Source organism: Pseudomonas sp. KU26590 (assembly GCF_026153515.1).
GTDB lineage: Bacteria > Pseudomonadota > Gammaproteobacteria > Pseudomonadales > Pseudomonadaceae > Aquipseudomonas.
Genome location: NZ_CP110644.1, coordinates 5,727,769 through 5,754,123, shown reverse-complemented (window position 1 = coordinate 5,754,123; position 26,355 = coordinate 5,727,769). Strand labels below are relative to the sequence as shown.

General features: G+C 57.9%; 22 protein-coding genes and 2 tRNA genes. 22 read left to right on the top strand and 2 right to left on the bottom strand.

The features are described 5' to 3' along the window. The first annotated feature begins 8 nt into the window (after positions 1 to 8). The 4 genes from dapB (at position 9) to greA (ending at position 6,070) form a co-directional block, all read left to right on the top strand. The gene (gene dapB / locus OKW98_RS25525; protein WP_265387189.1) at positions 9 to 815 is read left to right on the top strand and encodes a 4-hydroxy-tetrahydrodipicolinate reductase; all 807 of its coding nucleotides are present in this window, start codon (positions 9 to 11) and stop codon (positions 813 to 815) included. Positions 816 to 1,116: 301 nt separating this feature from the next. Continuing rightward, positions 1,117 to 2,253, top strand: coding sequence for a glutamine-hydrolyzing carbamoyl-phosphate synthase small subunit (carA, locus tag OKW98_RS25520; protein ID WP_265387188.1), 1,137 nt, complete (start codon positions 1,117 to 1,119; stop codon positions 2,251 to 2,253). Positions 2,254 to 2,375: 122 nt separating this feature from the next. Next, positions 2,376 to 5,597 (top strand): carbamoyl-phosphate synthase large subunit, encoded by a 3,222-nt coding sequence (gene carB, locus OKW98_RS25515; RefSeq protein ID WP_265387187.1) that lies wholly within the window; start codon positions 2,376 to 2,378, stop codon positions 5,595 to 5,597. Beyond that, the gene (greA, locus tag OKW98_RS25510; RefSeq protein ID WP_265387186.1) at positions 5,594 to 6,070 is read left to right on the top strand and encodes a transcription elongation factor GreA; all 477 of its coding nucleotides are present in this window, start codon (positions 5,594 to 5,596) and stop codon (positions 6,068 to 6,070) included. Before carB ends, greA begins: the two co-directional genes overlap by 4 nt. Positions 6,071 to 6,239: 169 nt before the next feature. On the opposite strand, the gene OKW98_RS25505 is transcribed toward greA, so the two are convergent. Continuing rightward, positions 6,240 to 6,548, bottom strand: a complete 309-nt coding sequence (locus tag OKW98_RS25505) for a YhbY family RNA-binding protein (RefSeq protein WP_265387185.1) — start codon at positions 6,546 to 6,548, stop codon at positions 6,240 to 6,242. Positions 6,549 to 6,655: 107 nt separating this feature from the next. On the opposite strand from OKW98_RS25505, the gene rlmE reads away from it, so the two are divergent. The 18 genes from rlmE to OKW98_RS25415 all read left to right on the top strand — a co-directional run bounded on the left by rlmE (position 6,656) and on the right by OKW98_RS25415 (position 25,070). Next, positions 6,656 to 7,306, top strand: a complete 651-nt coding sequence (rlmE, locus tag OKW98_RS25500) for a 23S rRNA (uridine(2552)-2'-O)-methyltransferase RlmE (RefSeq protein ID WP_065987607.1) — start codon at positions 6,656 to 6,658, stop codon at positions 7,304 to 7,306. A gap of 189 nt (positions 7,307 to 7,495) precedes the next feature. Further along, positions 7,496 to 9,406, top strand: a complete 1,911-nt coding sequence (gene ftsH, locus OKW98_RS25495; protein ID WP_265387184.1) for an ATP-dependent zinc metalloprotease FtsH — start codon at positions 7,496 to 7,498, stop codon at positions 9,404 to 9,406. Between the two features lie 8 nt (positions 9,407 to 9,414). Continuing rightward, positions 9,415 to 10,266, top strand: a complete 852-nt coding sequence (folP, locus tag OKW98_RS25490; RefSeq protein WP_265387183.1) for a dihydropteroate synthase — start codon at positions 9,415 to 9,417, stop codon at positions 10,264 to 10,266. Positions 10,267 to 10,282: 16 nt separating this feature from the next. After that, entirely contained in the window at positions 10,283 to 11,626 is a 1,344-nt protein-coding gene (glmM, locus tag OKW98_RS25485) for a phosphoglucosamine mutase (RefSeq protein ID WP_265389837.1), read from the top strand. Between the two features lie 66 nt (positions 11,627 to 11,692). After that, positions 11,693 to 12,448: a triose-phosphate isomerase gene (tpiA, locus tag OKW98_RS25480; protein ID WP_265387182.1), complete on the top strand. Its 756-nt coding sequence runs from the start codon at positions 11,693 to 11,695 to the stop codon at positions 12,446 to 12,448. A 4-nt stretch (positions 12,449 to 12,452) separates the two neighbouring features. Continuing rightward, positions 12,453 to 12,836 (top strand): preprotein translocase subunit SecG, encoded by a 384-nt coding sequence (gene secG / locus OKW98_RS25475; RefSeq protein ID WP_265387181.1) that lies wholly within the window; start codon positions 12,453 to 12,455, stop codon positions 12,834 to 12,836. Positions 12,837 to 12,880: 44 nt separating this feature from the next. After that, a tRNA-Leu gene (locus OKW98_RS25470) sits at positions 12,881 to 12,966 on the top strand. Between the two features lie 97 nt (positions 12,967 to 13,063). Continuing rightward, positions 13,064 to 13,140, top strand: a tRNA-Met gene (locus tag OKW98_RS25465). Between the two features lie 128 nt (positions 13,141 to 13,268). Further along, a complete protein-coding gene (gene rimP / locus OKW98_RS25460) occupies positions 13,269 to 13,727 on the top strand; it encodes a ribosome maturation factor RimP (RefSeq protein WP_163022007.1) in 459 nt (152 codons plus the stop codon). 59 nt (positions 13,728 to 13,786) lie between these two features. Beyond that, complete coding sequence (gene nusA, locus OKW98_RS25455; protein WP_065987602.1) at positions 13,787 to 15,268, top strand: transcription termination factor NusA; 1,482 nt, start codon at positions 13,787 to 13,789, stop codon at positions 15,266 to 15,268. 27 nt (positions 15,269 to 15,295) lie between these two features. Further along, the gene (gene infB / locus OKW98_RS25450; protein ID WP_265387180.1) at positions 15,296 to 17,821 is read left to right on the top strand and encodes a translation initiation factor IF-2; all 2,526 of its coding nucleotides are present in this window, start codon (positions 15,296 to 15,298) and stop codon (positions 17,819 to 17,821) included. A 161-nt stretch (positions 17,822 to 17,982) separates the two neighbouring features. Then, entirely contained in the window at positions 17,983 to 18,384 is a 402-nt protein-coding gene (gene rbfA / locus OKW98_RS25445; RefSeq protein WP_065987600.1) for a 30S ribosome-binding factor RbfA, read from the top strand. 3 nt (positions 18,385 to 18,387) lie between these two features. Continuing rightward, entirely contained in the window at positions 18,388 to 19,305 is a 918-nt protein-coding gene (truB, locus tag OKW98_RS25440; RefSeq protein WP_265387179.1) for a tRNA pseudouridine(55) synthase TruB, read from the top strand. Positions 19,306 to 19,456: 151 nt separating this feature from the next. Beyond that, a complete protein-coding gene (gene rpsO, locus OKW98_RS25435) occupies positions 19,457 to 19,726 on the top strand; it encodes a 30S ribosomal protein S15 (RefSeq protein ID WP_037015114.1) in 270 nt (89 codons plus the stop codon). Between the two features lie 172 nt (positions 19,727 to 19,898). Further along, the gene (gene pnp, locus OKW98_RS25430; protein WP_265387178.1) at positions 19,899 to 22,004 is read left to right on the top strand and encodes a polyribonucleotide nucleotidyltransferase; all 2,106 of its coding nucleotides are present in this window, start codon (positions 19,899 to 19,901) and stop codon (positions 22,002 to 22,004) included. A 292-nt stretch (positions 22,005 to 22,296) separates the two neighbouring features. After that, complete coding sequence (locus OKW98_RS25425; protein WP_237252932.1) at positions 22,297 to 22,647, top strand: BON domain-containing protein; 351 nt, start codon at positions 22,297 to 22,299, stop codon at positions 22,645 to 22,647. A gap of 458 nt (positions 22,648 to 23,105) precedes the next feature. Next, positions 23,106 to 24,107 carry a response regulator gene (locus OKW98_RS25420; protein ID WP_265387177.1) on the top strand — a complete coding sequence of 334 codons (1,002 nt, stop codon included), beginning with the start codon at positions 23,106 to 23,108 and terminating at the stop codon, positions 24,105 to 24,107. Positions 24,108 to 24,110: 3 nt separating this feature from the next. Continuing rightward, positions 24,111 to 25,070 (top strand): GGDEF domain-containing protein, encoded by a 960-nt coding sequence (locus OKW98_RS25415; protein WP_265387176.1) that lies wholly within the window; start codon positions 24,111 to 24,113, stop codon positions 25,068 to 25,070. Between the two features lie 193 nt (positions 25,071 to 25,263). On the opposite strand, the gene OKW98_RS25410 is transcribed toward OKW98_RS25415, so the two are convergent. Continuing rightward, the gene (locus tag OKW98_RS25410) at positions 25,264 to 26,025 is read right to left on the bottom strand and encodes a hypothetical protein (RefSeq protein ID WP_265387175.1); all 762 of its coding nucleotides are present in this window, start codon (positions 26,023 to 26,025) and stop codon (positions 25,264 to 25,266) included. Positions 26,026 to 26,355: the final 330 nt, after the last annotated feature.

Here is a 26,355-nt window from a genome sequence, read left to right as displayed (position 1 = left end):
GGCAGGGCATGCGACGTATTGCTGTGATGGGCGCCGCCGGGCGCATGGGCAAGAACCTCATCGACGCGGTGCAGGATCGTGCGCCGCTCACCGGACTGACTGCGGCAATCGTTCGTCCCGGCAGCACGATGATCGGTGCCGACGCCGGTGAACTCGCGTCGCTGGGGCGTATCGGTGTTCAGTTGACCAGTAGCCTGGAGCAGGTTGCCGACGAGTTCGACGTGCTGATCGACTTTACATTGCCGGACGTCATGCTGAAAAACCTGGCGTTCTGCCGTCAGGCTGGCAAAGCAATGGTCATTGGTACCACCGGCTTGAGCGTCGAGCAAAAACACCTGCTGGTGGAGGCGAGCCGGGATATTCCTGTCGTCTTCGCGTCCAATTTCAGTGTGGGGGTGAACCTGTCGTTCAAGCTGCTGGATCTGGCGGCGCGAGTGATGGGTGAAGATGCGGACATCGAAATCATCGAAGCTCATCACCGCAACAAGGTTGACGCGCCGTCGGGTACGGCGGTCAGCATGGGTGAGGTCGTTGCCAATGCTCTGGGGCGTGATTTGAGCAAAGTCGCCGTCTACGGTCGTGAGGGTTACACGGGCGTTCGTGAGCGCGAGGCCATCGGCTTCGCCACGGTCCGTGGCGGTGACGTCGTAGGGGATCACACTGTGCTTTTCGCCGCCGAGGGTGAGCGTCTGGAGATTACGCACAAGGCGTCGAGTCGCATGACATTCGCCAAGGGTGCAGTGCGTGCCGCGCTGTGGCTCGATGGCAAGGCGCCGGGTCTTTACGACATGCAGGACGTCCTCGATCTGCGCTGAGTCTTGCGGCGCTCGAGACGCGACAGGTAACAATGCGGGCAGGATAAGGGCTTTCCCTGTATCCTGCCGGCAGTTCCAAGCCATTACACACCCGCTACGCGATGTTCCGTCGCACTCCCCAGCCCTCAGGGCAATTTTAGCGGTGGATTAAAAAGACCTCTTTCTGTAAGCTACAGCTTTAGTGTGTCCACTAAAAGCGCGCAGATAATTCTATGAAAAAAGCGGGGTGACGTGTCTATACGTCATTCCGCTTTTTTACAACCTGCGATCGCCCTTTCAGGCTTTATTACGGGAGGTCTTCTTGACTAAGCCAGCCATACTCGCCCTTGCTGATGGCAGCATTTTTCGCGGCGAAGCCATTGGTGCCGACGGTCAAACCGTTGGTGAAGTGGTGTTTAACACCGCAATGACCGGCTATCAGGAAATTCTTACCGATCCTTCCTATGCCCAGCAAATCGTCACCCTGACTTACCCGCACATCGGCAACACCGGCACCACGCCGGAAGATGCCGAATCTGACCGCGTCTGGGCGGCGGGTCTGGTGATTCGCGACCTGCCACTGGTTGCGAGCAACTGGCGTAACAAGATGCCGCTGGACGAGTATCTGAAAGCCAACAAAACCGTTGCGATTGCGGGTATCGACACGCGCCGCCTGACGCGCATCCTTCGCGAGAAGGGCGCACAGAACGGCTGCATCATGGCTGGCGACAACATTTCCGAAGAAGCAGCCATCGCGGCAGCACGAGGTTTCCCGGGCCTGAAAGGCATGGACCTCGCCAAGGACGTCAGCACCAAAGAGACTTACGAGTGGCGCTCCACGGTCTGGAACCTGCAGTCCGACAGCAGCCCCGAAGTCGCCGCAGCCGACTTGAAGTACCACGTGGTCGCCTGGGACTACGGCGTCAAGCTCAATATCCTGCGCATGCTGGTCGAGCGCGGTTGCCGTGTGACGGTCGTACCTGCGCAAACCCCGGCCAGTGAAGTGCTTGCACTCAAGCCGGACGGCATTTTCCTGTCCAACGGCCCTGGCGATCCGGAGCCTTGCGACTACGCCATTCAGGCGATCAAGGATGTGCTGGAGACCGACATTCCGGTGTTCGGTATCTGCCTGGGTCACCAGCTGTTGGCGCTCGCTTCCGGCGCTCGGACCATCAAGATGGACCTGGGCCACCATGGCGCCAACCACCCTGTTCAGGACCTCGACACCGGTGTGGTCATGATTACCAGCCAGAACCACGGTTTTGCGGTGGACGAGGCAACCTTGCCGAGCAACGTTCGCGCGATTCACAAGTCGCTGTTCGATGGCAGTCTTCAAGGCATCGAGCGCACCGACAAGGACGCGTTCAGCTTCCAGGGTCACCCTGAAGCGAGCCCGGGCCCGACCGACGTCGCGCCACTGTTCGATCGCTTCATCACAGCCATGGACAAGCGCCGCTAAGGCTGCCTTGCGACTGTAGCGAGCAGGTGACCGCGGCGGACCGGACCCGATCCGACAGCCCGCCCGGCACCTGAGATGTTCAAGACGGCTTGCCGACTGACACAGGATTCGAGTGACAACCCATGCCAAAACGTACAGACATTAAAAGCATCCTGATTCTTGGTGCTGGCCCGATCGTGATCGGCCAGGCCTGCGAATTCGACTACTCCGGCGCCCAGGCCTGCAAGGCCCTGCGCGAAGAGGGTTACCGCGTCATTCTGGTCAACTCGAACCCGGCCACCATCATGACCGACCCGGACATGGCGGATGCGACCTACATCGAGCCGATCAAATGGGCGACTGTCGCCAAGATCATCGAGAAAGAACGCCCTGACGCGCTGCTGCCAACCATGGGCGGCCAGACCGCGCTGAACTGTGCACTGGATCTGGAGCGCGAAGGCGTTCTGGAGAAGTTCGGCGTTGAAATGATCGGCGCCAATGCCGACACCATCGATAAGGCTGAAGACCGCTCGCGTTTCGACAAGGCCATGAAGTCCATCGGCCTGGCGTGTCCGCGTTCCGGTATCGCCCACAGCATGGAAGAGGCCAATGTGGTCCTCGAAAAGCTGGGCTTCCCGTGCATCATTCGTCCGTCCTTCACCATGGGCGGCACCGGTGGCGGCATCGCGTACAACCGTGAAGAATTCGAAGAAATCTGCGCCCGCGGTCTCGACCTGTCGCCGACCAAAGAACTGCTGATCGACGAATCGCTGATCGGCTGGAAAGAATACGAAATGGAAGTTGTCCGCGACAAAAAGGACAACTGCATCATCGTCTGCTCCATCGAAAACTTCGACCCGATGGGCGTCCACACCGGCGACTCCATCACCGTCGCGCCGGCACAGACGCTCACGGACAAGGAATATCAGATCCTGCGCAACGCCTCGCTGGCGGTCCTGCGTGAGATCGGCGTCGAAACAGGCGGCTCGAACGTTCAGTTCGGTATCTGCCCGGACACCGGCCGTATGGTCGTGATCGAGATGAACCCACGGGTCTCTCGCTCTTCTGCGCTGGCGTCCAAGGCCACCGGCTTCCCGATCGCGCGAGTTGCGGCCAAGCTGGCTGTCGGCTACACGCTGGACGAGTTGCAGAACGAAATCACCGGCGGCAAGACCCCTGCGTCGTTCGAGCCATCGATCGACTACGTCGTCACCAAGCTGCCACGTTTTGCCTTCGAGAAATTCCCCAAGGCCGACGCCCGCCTGACCACTCAGATGAAATCGGTTGGCGAAGTCATGGCCATCGGCCGGACCTTTCAGGAATCCCTGCAGAAAGCCCTGCGCGGCCTTGAAGTGGGTGTCAGCGGTCTCGATCCGAAGCTGGATCTGAGCAATCCGGAAAGCATGAGCATTCTCAAGCGCGAGCTGACGGTTCCAGGTGCCGAGCGCATCTGGTACGTCGCCGACGCTTTCCGTGCCGGCATGACGGTTGAACAGATTTTCGGCATGAACATGATCGACCCCTGGTTCCTTGTGCAGATCGAAGATCTGATCAAGGACGAAGAGAAGGTCAAGACGCTTGGCCTGTCGGCTATTGATCGCGACCTGATGTATCGCCTCAAGCGCAAGGGCTTCTCCGATGCACGCCTGGCCAAGCTGCTGGGTGTGACCGAGAAAAACCTGCGCACGCACCGTCACAAGCTAGACGTGCTGCCTGTCTACAAGCGCGTTGACACGTGCGCCGCCGAGTTCGCCACCGACACTGCGTACATGTACTCCACGTATGAGGAAGAGTGCGAAGCTAACCCGACGAATCGCGACAAGATCATGATCCTGGGCGGCGGTCCGAACCGCATTGGCCAGGGCATCGAGTTTGACTACTGCTGCGTGCACGCTGCACTGGCGCTGCGTGAAGACGGGTACGAGACCATCATGGTCAACTGCAACCCGGAAACCGTATCGACCGACTACGACACGTCCGACCGCCTGTACTTCGAGCCAGTGACCCTGGAGGACGTGCTGGAAATCGTCCGCGTCGAGAAGCCGAAAGGCGTGATCGTCCAGTACGGCGGCCAGACCCCGCTGAAACTGGCGCGCGCACTGGAAGCCGCAGGCGTGCCGATCATCGGCACCAGCCCGGATGCCATTGACCGTGCAGAAGACCGCGAGCGCTTCCAGCAAATGGTCGAGCGACTGAACCTGCGTCAGCCGCCAAACGCTACCGTGCGCAGCGAAGACGAAGCCATTCGGGCTGCTGCGAAGATCGGCTACCCGCTGGTGGTGCGTCCGTCCTATGTACTGGGCGGCCGTGCGATGGAGATCGTCTACGAAGAAGACGAACTCAAGCGCTACCTGCGTGAAGCGGTTCAAGTGTCCAACGACAGCCCGGTGCTGCTTGACCACTTCCTGAACTGCGCCATCGAAATGGACGTTGATGCGGTCTGCGACGGTACCGACGTGGTGATCGGCGCAATCATGCAGCACATCGAACAGGCCGGCGTTCACTCAGGTGACTCGGCATGCTCGCTGCCACCGTATTCGCTGCCTGCGCATATCCAGGACGAAATGCGTGAGCAGGTCAAGAAAATGGCCCTGGAGCTGGGCGTTGTCGGTCTGATGAACGTGCAACTGGCATTGCAGGGTGAAGACATCTACGTCATCGAAGTGAATCCGCGCGCATCGCGTACGGTGCCGTTCGTTTCGAAGTGCATCGGTGTGTCACTGGCGATGATTGCGGCTCGCGTCATGGCCGGCAAAACGCTGAAAGAACTCGGCTTCACCAAAGAAATCATTCCGAACTTCTACAGCGTGAAAGAGGCGGTGTTCCCCTTCGCCAAGTTCCCGGGCGTTGATCCGATCCTCGGCCCAGAGATGAAGTCGACCGGCGAAGTCATGGGTGTCGGTGACACCTTCGGCGAAGCCTTCGCGAAAGCCCAGATGGGCGCCAGTGAAGTGCTGCCGACTGGCGGTACTGCATTCATCAGCGTGCGTGACGACGACAAGCCACTGGTGGCAGGTGTCGCGCGCAGCTTGATTGAACTGGGTTTCGACATCGTCGCAACCGCCGGCACCGCACGCCTGATCGAAGAGGCCGGCCTGAAAGTCCGGCGCGTCAACAAGGTGACCGAGGGCCGTCCACACGTGGTCGACATGATCAAGAATGACGAAGTCACGCTGATCATCAATACCACCGAAGGGCGCCAGTCGATCGCGGATTCCTACTCCATTCGCCGCAATGCCCTGCAGCACAAGATCTACTGCACCACGACCATCGCTGCGGGCGAGGCCATCTGTGAAGCGCTGAAGTTCGGCCCTGAAAAAACCGTACGCCGCTTGCAGGATCTACACGCAGGACTGAAAGCATGATCAAGTACCCAATGACCGTTCAGGGCGCTCGCGCCCTGGAAGAGGAACACGCACACCTGACCAAGGTCGTTCGTCCCAAGCTCAGCCAGGACATCGGGACTGCGCGCGAGCTGGGCGATCTCAAGGAAAACGCCGAGTACCATGCGGCCCGCGAACAGCAGGGCATGGTCGAAGCGCGCATCCGCGATATCGAAGGCCGGATCCAGAATCAGGTGATCATCGACGTCACTACCATTGCCCACACCGGCAAGGTGATCTTCGGCACCACCGTCGAAATCGCTAACGTGGAGACGGACGAGCGCGTCACCTACCATATCGTGGGTGAAGACGAAGCCGACTTCAAACTGGGCAAGATTTCGGTGGGTTCGCCGCTTGCACGCGCGTTGATTGGCAAGGAAGAGGGCGATGTCGTCTCTGTGAAAACACCGAGCGGTGTGATCGAGTACGAAATCGTGGAAGTGCGTCACGTTTGATGATCGACACCCGCATTGCGCGGGTGTTGATTCAGCCAGCGGGTTCGATGGTCAACGACTGACCTTTCGAGCCTGCGGTCCATGTCCGGTCTGACCGGTTCGGCGCTCATCTTTAAAGGTGGACGCCGAAGCGGCAGGTCAGCGCGTGTTCGCCGCTGACCCGACAGAATCAGTTGAAGCGGTGGACGTTGGACAGCTGCTTGTTTACCTTCAAGTTTTTGCGGTAAATCAGCGCCATTTTGCCGATAACCTGCACCAGATCGGCTTTGCCGACTTTGCACAGTTCAGCGATGGCTGCCAGGCGGCTTTCGCGGTCGAGGATGTTGAGTTTGATCTTGATCAACTCGTGATCGCCCAGCGCGCGCTCCAGTTCGGCCAACACACCTTCAGTCAGACCATTGTCCGCCACCATCAACACCGGTTTCAGATGGTGACCAATGGATTTGTATTGTTTCTTCTGCTCTTGAGTGAGCGGCATAATCTGACCTCTGCGTCTGATCTTGTAAAAAGCGGCGGCCAGTTTACCCGAGCGAGTCCGGGACCGCCCGGTTAATCGCGACTCGTCCTAATTTTTTGAGGTGCTCCGTGGCACGTTCCAAAACCAGCCATAACTGGCTTAAAGAACACTTCGACGACAAGTACGTCAAAATGGCGCAGCGGGACGGCTACCGTTCCCGCGCCAGTTACAAGCTTCTCGAGATTCAGGAGAAGGACAAAATCATCCGTCCCGGCATGACGGTGATCGACCTGGGCGCAGCGCCCGGTGGCTGGTCGCAGGTGACCAGTCGTCTGATTGGTGGTCAAGGCCGGTTGATCGCTTCCGACATCCTGGAAATGGACAGCATCCCCGACGTGACCTTCATCCAGGGGGATTTCACCCAGGATGAAGTGCTTGCGCAGATCCTCGAGGCCGTCGGTAATACACAGGTGGACCTTGTGATTTCCGATATGGCCCCCAATATGAGTGGATTGAGCGCTGTGGACATGCCGCGCGCAATGTTCCTTTGTGAGCTGGCGCTTGATCTGGCCGGCCGTGTGCTGCGCCCTGGTGGAGATTTTCTGATTAAAGTCTTCCAGGGTGAGGGCTTTGATGTGTACCACAAGGACATCCGCAAGCTGTTCGACAAGGTGCAGATGCGCAAGCCGTTGTCGTCGCGAGATCGTTCCAGAGAGCAGTATTTGTTGGGTCGCGGGTTCCGCGGCATAGAGGGATCAGCGAGCGATGAGCGCCTTTGATCAAGCGATAGCTTTTTTCAAATGGCTTTATCAAGGGAGCGTAACCAACATCGCGTAGTCAAAGTTTCACAAAGGGTTACAGACGCCGCCTGCCACGCCTGTAGGATCTGTAGTACGTTAGGCCGGTAAATATCATGCGAGGCACGCTCCAGCATGGAGCTTGCTTCAGAGGGTAGCTAATTGAACGATATGGCAAAGAATTTGATCCTGTGGTTGATCATCGCGGCGGTTCTCGTGACCGTGATGAACAACTTCTCCAGTCCTAACGAGCCGCAGACCCTCAACTATTCCGAATTCATCCAACAGGTGAAAGACGGCAAGGTCGAGAAAGTTGCCGTTGACGGTTACGTCATCACCGGAAAGCGCAGCGACGGTGACTCCTTCAAGACTATTCGCCCGGCCATTCAGGACAACGGCCTGATCGGTGATTTGGTCGACAACAAGGTTGTGATCGAGGGCAAGCAGCCAGAGCAGCAAAGCATCTGGACTCAGCTTCTCGTCGCCAGCTTCCCTATCCTCGTCATTATTGCTGTCTTCATGTTCTTCATGCGCCAGATGCAAGGTGGTGCAGGGGGCAAAGGCGGACCGATGAGCTTTGGTAAAAGCAAGGCGCGTCTGCTGTCTGAGGATCAGGTCAAAACAACATTGGCTGACGTGGCCGGTTGTGATGAAGCCAAAGAGGAAGTGGGCGAGCTCGTCGAGTTTCTTCGCGACCCGGGCAAGTTCCAGCGCCTGGGTGGTCGCATCCCTCGTGGCGTCCTGATGGTAGGCCCTCCAGGTACAGGTAAAACCCTGATCGCGAAGGCTATCGCGGGTGAGGCCAAGGTACCGTTCTTCACAATCTCCGGTTCCGACTTCGTCGAAATGTTCGTTGGCGTGGGTGCGAGCCGTGTTCGCGACATGTTTGAACAGGCCAAGAAACACGCGCCTTGCATCATCTTCATCGACGAAATCGATGCCGTAGGCCGCCACCGTGGCGGCGGCATGGGCGGCGGTCATGATGAACGTGAGCAGACGCTCAACCAGTTGCTGGTTGAGATGGACGGCTTTGAAATGAACGACGGCATCATCGTGATCGCGGCTACTAACCGTCCAGACGTCCTCGACCCTGCGCTCCTGCGTCCGGGCCGTTTCGACCGTCAGGTGGTCGTTGGCTTGCCTGACATCCGCGGTCGTGAGCAGATTCTTAAAGTACACATGCGCAAAGTGCCGATGGGTGACGATGTTCAGCCAGGCGTTATCGCTCGCGGTACCCCGGGTTTCTCCGGTGCCGATCTGGCCAACCTGGTGAACGAGGCGTCGCTGTTCGCCGCGCGTACCGGTAAGCGTATCGTCGAGATGAAGGAATTCGAATTGGCGAAAGACAAGATCATGATGGGCGCTGAGCGCAAATCGATGGTCATGTCCGACAAAGAGAAGCGCAATACGGCTTATCACGAGGCGGGTCATGCCATCGTTGGCCGCGTCGTGCCAGAGCATGATCCTGTCTACAAAGTGTCTATCATCCCGCGCGGTCGTGCGTTGGGTGTGACGATGTTCCTTCCCGAGGAAGATCGCTACAGCCTGTCCAAGCGTGCGCTGATCAGCCAGATCTGCTCGCTGTACGGCGGTCGCATCGCAGAAGAAATGACGCTGGGCTTCGATGGCGTGACCACGGGTGCCTCCAATGACATCATGCGGGCCAGCCAGATCGCTCGAAACATGGTCACCAAGTGGGGCCTGTCTGAGAAACTCGGTCCGTTGATGTATTCGGATGAGGAAGAAGGTGGTTATCTGGGTCGCGGCGGTGGCGGTCAGAACGCCAGCCTCTCCGGCGACACGGCGCGTCTTATCGACTCCGAAGTGCGCAGCATCATTGATCAGTGCTACGGCACCGCAAGACAGATCCTCACGGACAACCGTGACAAGCTGGAAGCGATGGCTGATGCGCTCATGAAATACGAGACCATCGACGCCGAGCAGATCGATGACATCATGGCAGGCCGCACACCACGCGAGCCTCGTGATTGGGAAGGTGGCTCCGGAGATTCCGGCACTCCGATCGCACCTGTAGGTCCGCGTCCGGAATCGCCGATTGGCGGCCCTGCTGCTGAACTCTAAGGTCTGACATGACTTCTGCGCTTCACCCGACCCGGTTGCCTTGCGGCAACCGGGTTCTTGATTTATCCCACACGCACGTGATGGGAATCCTTAATATCACTCCTGATTCGTTCTCGGATGGTGGCCGTTTTGCGCAGCGTGACCTGGCGCTGCGTCATGCCGAAGCGATGATGCTGGCGGGCGCGACCCTGATCGATGTGGGGGGTGAGTCAACGCGCCCTGGTGCGCGATCTGTTTCTCCCGTCGAAGAGCTGGAGCGCGTTGCGCCTGTTGTTGAGGCAATCAGCGCCGAACTGGATGTGATCATTTCAGTGGACACTTCCACGCCAGCCGTCATTCGCGAGACGGCGCGCTTGGGAGCAGGACTCATCAACGATGTCCGGTCGCTTCGCCGTGACGGGGCGCTGGATGCCGCGGTGGCGACGGGTTTGCCCGTATGCCTCATGCACATGCGTGGAGAGCCGACGGACATGCAGAATGACCCTCACTACACGGACTTGGTTGGAGAGGTCATCGCGTTCTTGCGCGAGCGCGTGGAGCAGTGCGTCGCGGCAGGCATCCCCGCCCAGAGGATTATCCTTGATCCGGGGTTCGGCTTCGCCAAGACGCTTGAGCATAACCTGAGCCTGTTCAAGCACATGGAAGCACTCCATGCGCTGGGCCGCCCGCTGTTGGTCGGCGTGTCTCGCAAGAGCATGATCGGCAAGGTGCTCGACAAGCCTGTTGATCAGCGTCTGCATGGCGCGCTGGCGCTTGCCGCCATGGCGATGGTCAAAGGCGCAAAAATTCTACGTGTGCACGACGTCCCCGAGACGGTGGACGTGGTGCGTATGATTGCTGCTGTTGAATCAGCAAAATAAGAAATCTGGAGCACCCATGAGCACTAAAAAATACTTCGGTACCGACGGTATCCGCGGACGTGTCGGCCAATTCCCGATCACCCCTGACTTCATGCTGAAGTTGGGATGGGCAGCAGGGATGGCCTTCCGCAAAATGGGCGCATGTCGGATTCTGGTCGGCAAGGACACGCGTATTTCGGGCTACATGTTCGAGTCCGCGCTCGAGGCGGGTCTGTCTGCCGCCGGTGCGGATGTGATGCTGCTGGGGCCCATGCCGACGCCTGCGATCGCCTATCTGACGCGTACGTTTCATGCCGAAGCCGGCATTGTGATCAGTGCGTCGCATAACCCGCATTATGACAACGGCATCAAATTTTTCTCAGGGCAGGGCACGAAGCTGCCTGATGAAATCGAACTGATGATCGAAGAGCTGCTCGATTCACCGATGACCGTTGAGGACTCCGAGAAACTCGGCAAGGTCTCGCGTATCAACGACGCTGCGGGCCGTTACATCGAATTCTGCAAGAGCAGCGTTCCCACCAGCACTGATTTCGAAGGGCTGAAGCTCGTTGTCGATTGCGCCCATGGTGCGACATACAAAGTGGCGCCGAACGTGTTCCGTGAGCTTGGCGCCGATGTCACCGTGCTTTCAGCGGCCCCAAACGGGCTCAACATCAATGACAACTGCGGTTCCACCCACATGGGCGCCCTGCAGGCCGCCGTTGTCGAGCATGGCGCTGATCTGGGCATCGGTTTCGACGGTGACGGCGACCGCGTGCTGATGGTCGACCATACCGGCGCGATCGTCGATGGTGATGAGCTGCTTTACATCATTGCACGGGACCTTCAAGAGCGCGGCCAGTTGCAGGGAGGTGTCGTTGGCACGCTGATGAGCAACCTTGGGCTGGAGCTGGCACTTGCGGATCTCGACATCCCTTTCGTGCGCGCGAACGTCGGCGACCGTTATGTCATCGCCGAGCTGCTTGAGCGCGATTGGCAGGTGGGTGGCGAGAACTCGGGCCATGTCGTGTGCTTCCGGCATACCACCACGGGGGATGCGATCATCGCTGCATTGCAGGTACTGCTGTCGATGAAACGTACCGGGCAGAGCCTCGCCAAATCTCGCGAAGGCCTGAAGAAATGCCCCCAGGTATTGATCAATGTGCGCTTTGAGGGAGGAGGCGTTGATCCGGTCAGGCATCCCGCCGTTATTGAGGCCTGTGACCGCGTGACCGCCGCCATGGGCGGGCGTGGACGTGTGCTTCTGCGCAAGTCCGGGACCGAGCCGCTGGTGCGTGTCATGGTCGAGGGCGAGGACGAAATCCTGGTTCGCGGGTATGCCGATGAACTGGCAAAACTGGTTGCTGAAGTTTGCGCCTGATTTCGGCTTGCCAGTGTTGAAACTGTTGGGTAACATCTGCGCCCACTTTGACCGACGAGGTACAGCATGCGTCGCCCTATGGTAGCTGGTAACTGGAAGATGCACGGTACCCGCGCCAGCGTCGCTGAGCTGATCGAGGACCTTGCAAATCTCGCCCTTCCGGGTGGCGTAGATGTGGCGGTCTTCCCGCCGAGCCTGCACGTGAGTTTTGTGGTTGATTGCCTGGAAGGGCAGTCGATCGCTGTCGGTGCGCAGAATTGCGCCCATCAGGCAGGTCAGGGCGCGTTGACTGGCGAAGTGTCGTCGACTCAGTTGGCGGATGCAGGTTGCAAGTTTGTGCTCGTCGGGCACTCTGAGCGTCGCCAGATAATGGGCGAAAGCAATGAGGTCCTGAATCGCAAGTTCGAGGCTGCCCAGGCAGCGGGTCTGACTCCGATACTTTGCATCGGTGAGACACTCGATGAGCGAGAAGCCGGCAAGACACTTGAAGTTGTCGGGCAGCAGCTGGACAGCATCATTGAAGAGCTTGGCATCGGTGCTTTCGTTAATTCGGTCATTGCGTATGAGCCAGTCTGGGCCATTGGTACCGGATTGACCGCCTCGCCGGAACAGGCGCAGGAAGTGCACGCAGCGATTCGTGCACAGCTGCAAAAAGAGAATTCTGAAGTCGCACAAGGTGTGCGTCTTCTATATGGCGGCAGCGTGAAGGCGGCCAATGCGGCCGAACTGTTCGGCATGCCGGATATCGATGGAGGCCTCATTGGTGGCGCCTCCCTGAATGCAGATGAGTTCGGTGCGATCATTCGCGCCGCGGGAAACTGAAAAAATGCTGGAAACAGTCGTAGTCGTTCTTCATCTGCTGGGTGCTCTGGGCGTAGTTGCCCTGGTTTTGCTGCAGCAGGGTAAAGGTGCCGACGCTGGCGCATCATTTGGAGCAGGCGCATCAAATACTGTGTTCGGTGGACAAGGTTCCTCTACCTTTCTCAGTAAACTTACTGCTATACTTGCCGCCTGTTTCTTCATGACTAGCTTAGGGTTAGGTTACTTTGCTAAAGAGAAAGCTCATCAGCTGACTCAAGTAGGTTTGCCAAATCCAGCGGTATTGGAAGTGAAGCAAAAGCCGGCAGCAGATGATGTTCCGGTTTTGGAAGGGCAACAGAAACCAGTTGCTGCACCTGCTGACGTTCCTGTCACTCCAGAACAAAAGTAACACCGGATTCGCAGCTGTTTTTGGGGCTGCAAAAGAGTTGTAATGCCGAGGTGGTGGAATTGGTAGACACGCAACCTTGAGGTGGTTGTGCCCATAGGGTGTAGGGGTTCGAGTCCCCTTCTCGGTACCAATTAACAAGAAAGCCCGCAATAGCGGGCTTTCTTGTAGGTGGATGTGTCGGATTGACCCAAATTTGGATCGGTCGTATACTTCCGCCCCAGCTTTGTCGCGGGGTGGAGCAGTCTGGTAGCTCGTCGGGCTCATAACCCGAAGGTCGTTGGTTCAAATCCAGCCCCCGCAACCAGTTTTAGCGGAGCCCCTTTTCAGGGGCTTTTTGTTAGCTGGACACTTTATGACGCCGCTTTTCGCAGGCGTTTTTCATGATTGGGCTTTTGCCCATTTTTTATTTGCAGCATGCACAAGGGGGTTCAGGTGTCGAGCAAGCTAGAAGAGTTGCAGGCCTTGTTGGCCCCGGTGGTCGTGGCCCTAGGCTATGAATGCTGGGGTATCGAGTATTCGTCTCAGGGGCGTCACTCGATGTTGCGCGTCTATATCGATAAAGAAGGCGGCGTGTTGGTGGACGATTGCGCGATCGTCAGCCGTCAGATCAGCGGTATTCTGGATGTAGAAGATCCGATCAGCTCCGAATACACGCTCGAAGTTTCCTCTCCAGGCATGGAACGCCCACTGTTTACCATTGAGCAGTTTGCGGAATTTGCCGGGGCACAAGTGAAGATAAAGCTGCGTTCGCCGTTTGAAGGTCGACGCAACTTTCAAGGCCTTCTCCGCGGGGTGGAGGAGCAGGACGTCGTGGTCCAGGTTGAAGATCACGAGTTTCTGTTGCCGATCGATCTGATCGACAAAGCCAACATTATTCCCACGTTTGACTAAGACGTGCCAGATACAGCGGATCCCGCGGATCCAATGGCTTGCGAAAGGCGAGGCGTACGATGAGCAAAGAAGTACTGCTGGTTGTTGAATCGGTATCCAATGAAAAAGGCGTACCGGCCGATGTGATTTTTGAAGCGCTTGAGATAGCTCTGGCTACGGCCACCAAGAAGCGTTTTGAAGACGAAGTAGACCTGCGTGTCGAGATCAATCGTCAAACAGGTGCCTATGAGACTTTCCGTCGCTGGACCGTCGTCGAAGAAGACGATCTCGACGACCCGGCGATCGAAACGTGGCCGAGCAAAGTTGCACTGACTCATCCGGGTGCCAACGTTGGCGACGTAGTAGAAGAAAAGATCGATTCCATCGAGTTCGGCCGCATCGCTGCGCAGACTGCCAAGCAAGTCATTGTGCAGAAAGTTCGCGAAGCCGAGCGAGCTCAAGTCGTGGACGCCTACCGTGAGCGTCTGGGCGAAATCATTTCCGGCACTGTTAAGAAAGTTACACGTGACAATGTCATCGTCGACCTTGGCAACAATGCCGAAGCTCTGCTGGCGCGTGAAGACATCATTTCGCGGGAGACTTTCCGCGTTGGTGTCCGCGTCCGTGCACTGCTCAAAGAGATCCGCACCGAAAACCGCGGCCCTCAGCTGATCCTGTCGCGTACCGCGCCGGAAATGCTGATCGAGCTGTTCCGGATTGAAGTTCCGGAAATTGCTGAAGGACTCATCGAGGTGATGGCTGCCTCTCGTGATCCTGGTTCGCGTGCAAAGATCGCAGTTCGCTCCAAGGATAAACGCATTGACCCGCAAGGCGCGTGCATCGGCATGCGTGGTTCGCGCGTGCAGGCTGTTTCCGGCGAGTTGGGCGGCGAGCGTGTGGATATCGTGCTTTGGGACGATAACCCGGCGCAGTTCGTCATCAACGCCATGTCGCCTGCCGAAGTGGCAGCGATCATCGTTGATGAAGATGCCCACGCCATGGACATCGCTGTAGGCGCAGACAACCTCGCCCAGGCGATTGGCCGCGGTGGCCAGAACGTGCGGTTGGCCAGTCAGTTGACTGGCTGGACCCTTAACGTGATGACCGAATCGGACATCCAGGCCAAGCAGCAAGCGGAAACCGGTGACATCCTGCGCAACTTTATCGACGAGCTGGAAGTCGATGAGGATCTTGCTCAGGTTCTGGTAGACGAAGGCTTCACCAGCCTGGAAGAGATTGCCTACGTACCGTTGGAAGAAATGCTCAACATCGACGGCTTTGACGAAGATACCGTCAACGAGCTTCGCGCTCGTGCCAAGGATCGTTTGTTGACTAAAGCCATCGCTACTGAGGAAAAGCTGGCAGACGCCCATCCGGCCGAAGACCTGCTCTCGCTTGAGGGTATGGACAAGGATTTGGCGATGGAACTGGCGGTGCGCGGCGTAATTACCCGCGAAGACCTGGCCGAGCAGTCTATTGACGATCTGCTCGACATCGACGGCATTGACGATGATCGTGCCGGCAAGTTGATCATGGCCGCCCGAGCCCATTGGTTCGAGTAAGTAGATGCGGCCTGAGGAGAGAAGTGCATGACGCAAGTCACGGTGAAAGAACTGGCCAAGACGGTCGACACACCGGTAGAGCGCCTGTTACAGCAGATGCGTGAGGCAGGTTTGCCGCACGACGCCGCCGAGCAAGTTGTGACCGATATTGAAAAACAAGCCCTGTTGACGCACTTGAAAAGCGGTCACAAGGCCAAGGTGGAAGAGCCGCGCAAGATCACTTTGCAGCGCAAGACCACCAGTACCCTGCGCGTTGCTGGCAGCAAAAGCATCAGCGTTGAAGTACGCAAAAAGAAAGTCTTTGTTCAGCGCAGCCCGGAAGAAATCGAAGCCGAACGCAAGCGCGAGCTGGATGAACGTCGTGCGGTAGAAAATGCCGCTCGTCAAAAGGCTGAAGAAGAATCCCGTCAGCGTGCTGAAGAAGCGCGCAGTCAGCCTTCGTCTGGTGCGCAGGCTACTGACGCCGTTGCGGCGCCGGCACCTGCACCGCAAGCTGCCGAGCCAGCTCGGGAAACTCCGGCTGCGGCACCTGCTGCGCCAGTCGCCGATCGCAAGAAAGACGAACAGCGTCGCCCTGACAAGCCACGCAACGATGACAACAATCGTCGCAGCGGCGGCGGTGGTGACGGCGATCGCAAGAACGCCCCGCATCGTGCATCGGTCAAGGAAAAGGCACCAACGCCACGCGTTGCTCCTCGTACTACCGACGAAGAAAGCGATGGCTTCCGTCGTGGTGGTCGCGGCAAGGCCAAGCTGAAAAAACGCAACGCCCACGGTTTCCAGAGCCCAACCGGTCCTGTCGTGCGTGATGTGCAAATCGGCGAGACCATCTCTGTTGGCGACCTCGCCAATCAGATGTCGGTCAAGGCGGCTGAAATCATCAAGTTCATGTTCAAACTGGGTACTCCAGCGACCATCAACCAGGTGCTTGATCAGGAAACTGCTCAACTGGTAGCCGAAGAACTGGGCCACAAAGTGACCCTGGTCAGCGACACTGCCCTGGAAGATTCCCTGGCCGAGTCCCTGAAGTTTGAAGGTGAGACGTTCTCCCGTGCGCCAGTTGTGACCGTAATGGGCCACGTTGACCATGGTAAGACATCGCTGCTCGACTACATCCGTCGTGCCAAGGTAGCTGCTGGCGAAGCCGGCGGTATCACCCAGCACATCGGTGCTTACCACGTTGAAACCGAACGCGGCATGGTCACCTTCCTCGATACCCCGGGTCATGCTGCGTTTACCGCAATGCGTGCTCGTGGTGCCAAGGCTACCGACATCGTGATTCTGGTTGTCGCTGCAGACGACGGCGTCATGCCGCAGACCATCGAAGCCGTGCAACACGCCAAGGCTGCCGGTGTTCCGCTGGTTGTTGCCGTTAACAAGATCGACAAGCCGGGCGCTGATCTGGACCGTATCCGCAGTGAACTGTCCGTTCACGGCGTGACGTCCGAAGAGTGGGGCGGTGAAACGCCTTTCGTCTCGGTCTCCGCGAAGATGGGTACTGGTGTTGACGAGCTGCTCGAAGCCGTTCTGCTGCAGGCCGAAGTTCTGGAATTGATGGCAACGCCGTCGGCTCCGGGTCGTGGTGTTGTTGTTGAATCGCGTCTGGACAAGGGCCGTGGCCCGGTTGCTACTGTTCTGGTTCAGGACGGTACGCTGCGTCAGGGCGACATGGTTCTGGTTGGCTCTAACTACGGTCGCGTTCGGGCAATGCTCGACGAGAACGGCAAGCCAATCAAGGAAGCCGGTCCTTCGATCCCTGTCGAGATTCTCGGCCTGGACGGTACGCCGGATGCCGGCGATGAGATGAGCGTGGTTGCCGACGAGAAGAAAGCCCGTGAAGTGGCTCTGTTCCGTCAAGGTAAGTTCCGCGAAGTCAAACTGGCTCGTGCTCACGCCGGCAAGCTGGAAAACATCTTCGAGAACATGGGCCAGGCAGAGAAGAAGACGCTCAACATCGTCCTCAAATCTGACGTCCGTGGTTCTCTCGAAGCGTTGAACGGCGCCTTGAACGGCCTGGGTAACGACGAAGTGCAAGTGCGCGTAGTGGGCGGCGGTGTCGGTGGTATCACCGAAAGCGACGCCAACCTGGCACTGGCCTCCAACGCTGTACTGTTCGGCTTCAACGTGCGTGCCGATGCTGGCGCGCGCAAGATCGTCGAGCAGGAAGGTCTGGATATGCGTTACTACAACGTCATCTACGACATCATCGAAGACGTCAAGAAGGCCCTCACCGGCATGCTTGGCAGCGACGTTCGGGAGAACATCCTGGGTATCGCTGAAGTCCGCGACGTGTTCCGCTCGCCGAAATTCGGCGCGATCGCAGGTTGCATGGTCATCGAAGGCGTTGTCTTCCGTAACCGTCCAATCCGTGTACTGCGTGAAGACATCGTTATCTTCGAAGGCGAGCTGGAATCTCTGCGTCGCTTCAAGGATGACGCTTCCGAAGTACGTGCTGGCATGGAATGCGGTATCGGCGTCAAGAGCTACAACGACGTCAAGGTCGGTGACAAGATCGAAGTCTTCGAGAAGGTCCAAGTGGCTCGCAGCCTCTAAATCGCGAGCTTCAGGAGTCATGGCTTTCGCCGCATGAAAATGCCAGGCGTCGGTCATGGACTCTAAACGCAACGCCCGGTCCGGCTCTCGCCAGGCCGGGCGTTTGCCGCTTTCAGACCGCATGGCTTTTGCCGTGGGTCAGCAGTGACAGGTAACAAGACATGGCAAAAGAATACAGCCGTACCCAACGTATCGGCGATCAGATGCAGCGTGAGCTGGCACAGCTGATCCGTCGTGAAATCAAAGATCCCCGCGTGGGGCTGGTCACCATCACCGCCGTCGATGTCAGCCGTGACGTCGGCCACGCGAAAATCTTCATGACCGTGATGGGTCAGGACAGCGCCGAAGAAATCGCGCAGTCGATCAAGGTGCTCAATGCTGCTGCAGGCTTCCTGCGCATGCAGCTGGCGCGTGAGATGAAGCTGCGCAGCGTTCCGCAACTGCATTTCCATTACGATGAAAGCGTTGCCCGTGGCGCGCATTTGTCGGCATTGATTGAGCGTGCAGTGGCTGAAGATGGTCAGCACCAAACCGCACCCAAGCAAGACGGTCCGGAGGAATAAGGCGTGGCTCAGGTCAAGCGTATTCGCCGTAATGTCAGCGGGATCATCCTGCTCGACAAGCCGCTGGGCTTCACGTCCAACGCCGCGCTGCAAAAAGTGCGCTGGTTGCTCAACGCAGAAAAAGCCGGCCATACGGGCAGTCTCGATCCGCTGGCAACCGGCGTGCTGCCGTTGTGCTTCGGTGAGGCGACAAAGTTTTCCCAGTACCTGCTCGATTCCGACAAGGGTTATGAAACCCTGATGCAGCTCGGCAAGACCACCACCACGGCCGACGCCGAGGGTGATGTTCTGCAGACGCGGCCTGTGACCGTTGGTCGCTCTGATATCGAAGCGGTGCTTCCGGCATTTCGCGGGAATATCAGTCAGATACCGCCAATGTACTCCGCCCTCAAGCGGGACGGTCAGCCGTTGTACAAGCTGGCCCGGGCTGGGGAAGTGGTGGAGCGCGAACCGCGTTCTGTTACTATTGCGCGCCTGGAATTATTGGCGTGTGAAGGTGAGACCGCTCGTTTGGCTGTCGACTGTACCAAAGGCACCTATATTCGTACCCTCGTGGAAGATATCGGTGAAAAGCTGGGCTGCGGTGCTTACGTTGCTCAGCTGCGTCGCACCCAGGCGGGCCCTTTCACTCTGGCCCAGACGGTAACGCTGGAAGAACTGGAAGCGGTGCATGCCGAAGGCGGGAACGAAGCGGTTGATCGCTTCCTGATGCCATCGGACAGTGGGCTGCTGGATTGGCCGCTGCTGCAGTTCTCCGAGCACAGTTCGTTTTACTGGCTGCATGGCCAGCCAGTGAGAGCCCCCGATGCGCCGAAGTTTGGCATGGTGCGGGTGCAGGATCATGAAGGACGCTTCATCGGGATCGGTGAAGTGAGTGAAGACGGGCGCATTGCGCCGCGTCGACTGATTCGGTCAGAGTGACCGGACCCGTCGCGGCAGGGTTTCCTGGCACGGCGGTACGAGGGTGGCTGTTAACAGGCATGGTCACTCCTCACATTTAAATACGAGAGTCAGCTCTCGGCCTGTTGAAGCCGTCTCCCCGGAGCGGTTTCTTGATAAAAGGAATGCCCACATGGCACTCAGCGTTGAAGATAAAGCTCAGATCGTAACCGACTACCAGCAAGCTGTTGGTGATACTGGTTCGCCAGAAGTGCAAGTTGCACTGCTGACCGCCAACATCAACAAACTGCAAGGCCACTTCAAGGCCAACGGTAAGGATCACCACTCCCGTCGTGGTCTGATCCGTATGGTAAACCAGCGTCGCAAGCTGCTGGATTACCTGAAAGGTAAGGACGTTAGCCGTTACAGCGCCCTGATCGGTCGTCTGGGTCTGCGTCGCTAATAACGACTCGGATAGAGGTTGGTTGGTCGTCATGTTCCGCTGGTTTTACCAGTGGGCTGGCGGGCTCCCAGCCTCTAGTTGTATCTGGACTGCCGAAGGGTCCGATTCCCCTCGCTGCCCAAGAATTCGCAAGAAACCAGTTCCCCAAGAGCCACAAAGAAGGTAGGAAACCGTGAACCCGGTAATCAAGAAATTTCAATTCGGTCAATCGACCGTAACCCTCGAGACTGGCCGTATCGCCCGTCAAGCCTCTGGTGCTGTATTGGTCACCGTTGACGACGACGTCACCGTTCTCGTGACTGTGGTCGGCGCCAAGCATGCAGACGCAAGCAAAGGCTTTTTCCCTCTTTCCGTTCACTACCAGGAAAAGACCTACGCCGCAGGCAAGATCCCTGGTGGTTTCTTCAAGCGTGAAGGCCGTCCTTCCGAAAAAGAAACACTGACCTCGCGTTTGATCGACCGTCCGATCCGCCCACTGTTTCCAGAAGGCTTCATGAACGAAGTGCAGGTTGTCTGCACTGTCGTCTCCACCAGCAAGAAAACCGATCCGGACGTCGCTGCGATGATCGGTACTTCGGCTGCCCTGGCCATCTCCGGCATTCCATTCGACGGCCCGATCGGTGCCGCGCGCGTTGCGTTCCACGAGAGCACCGGCTACCTGCTGAACCCGACTTACGAGCAACTGAAAGCATCGAGCCTGGACATGGTCGTTGCCGGTACCGAAGAAGCGGTACTGATGGTTGAATCGGAAGCCAAAGAACTGACTGAAGACCAGATGCTGGGCGCCGTGCTGTTCGCCCATGACGAATTCCAGTCGGTCATCAAGGCCGTCAAAGAGCTGGCGGCCGAAGCTGCCAAGCCAACCTGGAACTGGGCGCCGAAAGCTGAAGCCGCTGAACTGCTGGGCGCTATCCGCTCCGAGTTCGGCGCAGCGATCTCCGAGGCCTATACCATCACCGTCAAGGCCGATCGCTACGCTCGCCTGGGTGAACTGAAGGATCAGGTTGTTGCCAAGCTGGCTGCTGAAGACGGCAGCCCGTCCGCCAGCGAAGTCAAAGCGGCATTCGGCGAAATCGAATACCGCACCGTTCGCGAAAACATCGTCAACGGCAAGCCGCGTATCGACGGTCGCGACACCAAGACTGTTCGTCCGCTAAACATCGAAGTCGGCGTTCTGCCGAAGACTCACGGTTCGGCGCTGTTCACCCGTGGCGAAACTCAGGCGCTGGTCGTGGCCACTCTGGGTACCGCGCGTGACGCTCAGCTGCTCGACACCCTCGAAGGCGAGAAAAAAGACCCGTTCATGCTGCACTACAACTTCCCTCCGTTCTCGGTGGGCGAGTGTGGTCGCATGGGTGGCGCAGGTCGTCGTGAAATCGGTCATGGTCGTCTGGCCCGCCGTTCGGTTCAGGCCATGCTGCCTGCTGCCGACGTGTTCCCGTACACCATCCGCGTCGTATCGGAAATCACCGAATCCAACGGCTCCAGCTCCATGGCTTCGGTCTGTGGTGCTTCGCTGGCCCTGATGGACGCTGGTGTTCCAATGAAGGCGCCGGTTGCCGGTATCGCCATGGGTCTGGTTAAAGAAGGCGAGAAGTTCGCCATCCTGACCGACATCCTGGGTGACGAAGACCACTTGGGCGACATGGACTTCAAAGTGGCCGGTACCGCCAAAGGTGTGACCGCGCTGCAGATGGACATCAAGATCAAGGGCATCACCGAAGAGATCATGGAGATCGCTTTGGGTCAGGCGCTGGAAGCGCGTCTGAACATCCTGGGTCAGATGAACACCATCATTGGTCAGTCGCGCACCGAGCTGTCGGAAAACGCACCGACCATGATCGCGATGAAGATCGACACCGACAAGATCCGCGACGTGATCGGCAAAGGCGGCGCGACCATCCGTGCCATCTGCGAAGAGACCAAGGCGTCGATCGACATCGAAGACGACGGCTCGATCAAGATCTTTGGCGAAACCAAGGAAGCGGCTGAAGCTGCACGTCAGCGCGTTCTGGGTATCACCGCTGAAGCCGAGATCGGCAAGATCTACATCGGCAAGGTTGAGCGCATCGTCGACTTCGGCGCGTTCGTCAACATCCTGCCGGGCAAAGACGGTCTGGTGCACATCTCCATGCTGAGCGACGCTCGCGTTGAGAAAGTCACCGACATATTGAAAGAAGGTCAGGAAGTCGAAGTGCTGGTATTGGACGTGGATAACCGCGGCCGCATCAAGCTGTCGATCAAAGACGTCGCAGCTGCCAAGGCATCCGAGGCTTAATCCTCGTCTTAGCCGCTGTTAAAAGAGCCCCTCGGGGCTCTTTTTTTTGAATGCAATTAATGGCTTAGGACTGACAATCGTTGTTCGGCGGCTCGTCAGAACATGCATCTTGCAAGCGGAACTTTCCCAAAGCGGGCAATCTGCACGACACCCGTGGATCCACTAAAATATAACTCATTGATTTGTAAGGATTATATATCTGCGGGCGGGTTGGCACAGCGCTTGCGACATATAGGTAACCCTGCAGCCAATCAGATTGGCGCAGATTCTGAGAAAAACAGGAGTTACCCGTATGAAGAAGTTCGCTATCGCTGCTGCTACCGCCACTGCTCTGACTCTGACTATGGCCAACGTAGCCATGGCTCAGACCTCTGCTCAAGCTCCAATGACTGTAGCTGCAAACGAAGTCGCCAAAACCAAAGAAGCTGGTTCCGACACCTGGATCACCACCAAGGTCAAATCTGACCTGCTGACCGAGAAAGGCATCCCAGGCTCCGACATCAAGGTTGAGACCAACAAAGGTGTGGTTTCCCTGTCGTCGACTGTCGCTATCACTGATGCACAGAAAACTACCGCTGTAGCGATCACCAAGAAAATCAAAGGCGTGAAAGCTGTTTCGGCTGACGGCCTGAAAGCTGAGTAATTTCACTCGGTAGAACCTACTGGATGACCGGCTGGCAGCGTGAATGTCGTCAGCCGACTTATTCAGGGTTCATGTGAAAAGCCACAGTAATGTGGCCATCAAAAAGCCCCGGCGTTCGCGTCGGGGTTTTTTTATGCCCTGATTTATGCACATCTTCCAGCCTGTCTCACCCAGGAGAGCTGCATTTGACATATTCTCGCCACACGCACTGCGTTACCCTGCTGCCCGCGTTACCATCCAAATGGAAGGATAAAACCCACTCGTTCAGGATGAACCGGATGAGCTGTGTACAGTAATTGCATATCAGCAGCCCATTGTTGAATGGGTGGATAATCTACCCACAGGCTTAACGCTTTAATGATCTTCATCAGCTACAGTCTTGCGTGAGTCTTTGCTCACCCATTGTTACGCTGCTTTACACCGGGCCAGGCCTGAAACTCTTTTGCTGTGAGAAGTAGATGCCCACGATTCCCTTACTGATTTGTGACGACTCCAACATGGCGCGCAAGCAGCTGATCAAGGCCCTGCCGCCCGAGTGGGATGTGTCAGTGACCACGGCGACCAATGGCCGTGAAGGAATCGAGGCGATTCGTCAGGGGCTGGGCCGCGTGGTGTTGCTGGACCTGACCATGCCGGAGATGGACGGCTACCAGACGCTGGCCGCCATCCGCTCGGAAAGCCTGCAGACCAGCGTCATTGTCGTCTCTGGCGACGTTCAGGAAGAGGCGGTGCGCCGTACCCTCGAACTGGGCGCTCTGGCTTTTCTGAAAAAGCCGGCTGATCCAGACCAGCTGCAGCAGACTCTTGAGCGGCTAGGCCTGTTGGGGAAGAGTCCCCATCATTCGCTTGCCCCGGCATCGAGCGTCGACCAGACCACCGTCAGTTTTAATGACGCATTCCGCGAGACCGTGAACGTCGCAATGGGCAGCGCGGCCGCTTTGCTGGCGCGGGTGTTGGGCGTATTCGTGCAATTGCCGGTGCCCAACGTCAATATGCTGGAGGTGGGCGAGTTGCACATGGCATTGGCTGATGCACAGGCCAATGACCGACTCACGGCGGTGTGTCAGGGCTATATCGGTGGCGGCATCGCCGGCGAAGCGCTGCTGTTGTTTCATGATTCGGAAATCGCCGACATGGCGCAGCTGATGAAGGTCGATGATGCAGACTATTCCGACATGGAGATGTTGCTGGACTTGTCTTCCATCCTGATCGGTGCCTGCCTGGGCGGCATTGCGGAGCAGCTCGACATCGCCTTTTCCCAGAGCCACCCCCAAGTGCTGGGTTTGCACAGCGGCATTGAAGAGCTGATCCGTCTCAACGAGCGGCACTGGAAGACTACCCTGGCTGTAGAGATCAGTTACAGCCTGGAAGGCCATAACATCCATTTCGATCTGTTGATGTTGTTCACCGAAGACTCGGTCGAGCTGCTGTCGCGGAAACTCGCCCACTTGATGAGCTGATTCATGAACGATCGTATCGATTTCAAGGAATTGCACTGGCTGCTCACCGTGACGCAGAACATCGACGTCGGCGTGGTGGTGCTGGATCAGGAATACCAGGTGCAGGTCTGGAACACCTTCATGGAGAACCGTTCCGGGATACTGTCGTACGAGGCGGCGACCCGTTCGTTCTTTTCGTTGTTCCCGGAGATCAACGAACGCTGGCTGAAAAACAAGATCGACAGCGTGATTACCCTTGGCACGCCAGCGTTCACGATCTGGGAGCAGCGCCCTTTTCTGGTTCGTTTCAAGAGCTATCAGCCCATCACCGGGCAAGAAGAATTCATGTACCAGAACACCACAATGTATCCGCTGCGGTCGACGACCGGGGTGGTGACCCATGTGTGCCTGGTGATCTACGACGTCACTGATGTGGCGACGAACCGGCTGCAGTTGCAGGCGGCCAACCGCGAGCTGCAGAAGCTATCGAGCACAGACCGCCTGACCAGCCTGTACAACCGCGGCCACTGGGAAGAAGCGTTGCGCCTGGAGCATGCGCGGCATGTGCGTTACGGCACCACGGCGTCACTGGTGATGTTCGACATCGATCACTTCAAACGCGTTAACGACACCTACGGGCATCAATGCGGCGACCGGGTGATCCAGCGGGTGGCGGACGTCGTGCGTGAGCACATCCGCGACGCTGATATCGCCGGTCGTTACGGCGGCGAAGAGTTCGCGGTGCTCCTGCCCGACACCGACAAGCAAGGCGGCGCCATGTTTGCCGAGCGTCTACGCGCCGCCGTCGAGGGGCTGGACGTCATGCAGGAAGGCGAAGCCATTCATTGCACGATCAGCCTGGGCGTTGCTGACATGGCCTCGCCCATGGACGACTACAAGATGCTCATCGAACGCGCGGATCAGGCGCTGTACGAGTCCAAAAAGAACGGTCGCAACCTCGTGTCGGTGGATGCCTCGGATTGAAGGCCTCCATGAAGTCTGACCATCAAAACTTTGCGCGCAAACGTCGGCGGAAAGTTTGGTGCCGCTCACCCCGGCACCGATTCTCCCCGCGAAGGCGTTCTGTCAGTGACATCGCTGCCAAATGACACACCGCAATCGCGGGAAAGCGCGCTCCTACAGATGAATCTGTGTCAGACGACGAAGCATGATCTCCTCACATCTGCGGCGCGTCTTCTTGCAGCCCCTGGTCTTTCCAGGCGCCCAGTGATCGACGCAACCGGCTGGCCAGCGAGCTGCTGCCGTGGACGTTGTGGTAGTGAAACACCGCCGTCGCGCGCAGGGCGTCTTCGGCCACGGGCATGTTGGTGTGCAGTGAGCGATAACCCCAGAACAGGTACAGATACCCGGGTTGCATGGCGATGCGGGTAAAGGGGCTGTCATCCTTCGTGACTTTGCTCCTGAGGCGGCGCTGCACCCAGCGGTTGTCCACTCGCACCTTGTCGAGGAGGTTGGCGAAGTAGGAGCGGCGTATCGGCCGACGGTTCGGCACCATCAGCAGGTCGCCGCGTTCTCCGCTGGTGGGCATGCAGACCGGCAGGATGGTGGTCAGCACGAACGAGTCGTAGTGGAAAATCAGGGATTCGCGGCGCCCGCCGCTGCCGGTCAGGCAGCGCAACGTCTGGGTGATGCCAGTGTCGCTTGAGCGCTCACCAGTGACGCCTTCCACGATGCGTCGGCATAAATCGATGAAGTCCGGCGACGTGCCCCATTCATGCAGCGGCGTTCCTTGCACGGCCTGTTGACCCGAGAGGGCCACGTAATCGTTGCCGCAATCGGCCACCGTCCGGGCGACCAGTGCTTGCAGTGATTGGAGTTGGGATGGGCTGGCCCAGTTTGGCAGGACAGCATATCCGCGACTGTCGATGGCCTGGATCAAGTCCTGGACCTGAGCTTGCGTAAAAGTCGTGTAAGGCATGTGTCGGTAACCTCATAGCGTAGACCGAGGAACGAAGGAGCCCATCGGACCTACTGCTTGAGATGTGCCGTTTCAGCCGGGCGAGGCCAGAGCCTAGCACCTAGCACAACGTTATCCATGCGCAAGGAAGGAATATTTCCAGATGTTTATCGTCATGCAAAAAAGTGCTGTTTTCTGTCCGTTTATGAAACAGATAGACGCAGAACCCTCGAAATAGAGGGGTCACCAGGCGTAACGAGTTTGTGTCACTGAATATGTCTCAGCCTGTTTCGGGGGTGAGACAGTAAAGGGCGCACAAGGGGGACAAAATGCAAAACGCCCTCGGAAAGA